Source organism: Vibrio sp. D173a (assembly GCF_030248475.1).
Map to the genome: position 1 here is coordinate 1 of NZ_JAHGAH010000760.1, position 592 is coordinate 592.

Consider the following 592-nt stretch of genomic DNA (forward strand, 5'->3'; position numbering starts at 1 on the left):
GACGGCTAAATCAATATGAGTGAGGTACAGTTTATCTGCTTTTAGTAGGCAATGCGCATAGATAGAGCCACCACCAATGATCATCACCTCTTCGACATCACCGACCAGCTCTAATGCCTGTTCTACAGACGTCTCCATGGTCACACCTTCAATCACTAATGACGCATCACGACTAACGACCACTACGGCCCATAATAATCGGCTTGCCCATAGTAGAGCGTTTGAACCATGCGAAATCAGCTGGAAGATGCCAAGGCATTTGATTGTCTTTACCAATGACACGATTGTCTGCCATTGCCGCTATCATACTGATGATCATATCTATTGAGGTCCCACTCTTTATTGAAGTTAACAGGATTAGACGATAGGTCTACGGCGATAGAATAACAGCCCCGGCACCGCTAAGCCAACCGCCAAGCCTGCGATAATGAACATTGCTTTAAGGAAGTTTTCCATCAGCATCGCGACCAGTTCTGGCGTATAACCCATGTTATTAATCTCCACCATAGCGATCATCGCCTTAAAGGCAAACACGCCAGGAACCATTGGGATTAAAGCCGCAACCGTAAAGACCTTGGGGTGTGCTAACAGC

1 protein-coding gene and 1 pseudogene are annotated in these 592 nt (G+C 46.6%); both read right to left on the bottom strand.

Features of this window, described 5'->3' with window-relative positions; all coding sequences use genetic code 11:
* Nucleotides 1-319: pseudogene (locus KIV40_RS29065) on the bottom strand (dihydrofolate reductase); the annotation flags it as partial.
* Nucleotides 320-357: 38 nt separating this feature from the next.
* On the bottom strand, nucleotides 358-592 hold a 235-nt coding region (locus KIV40_RS29070), incomplete at its 5' end, for a threonine/serine exporter family protein (RefSeq protein WP_285352700.1).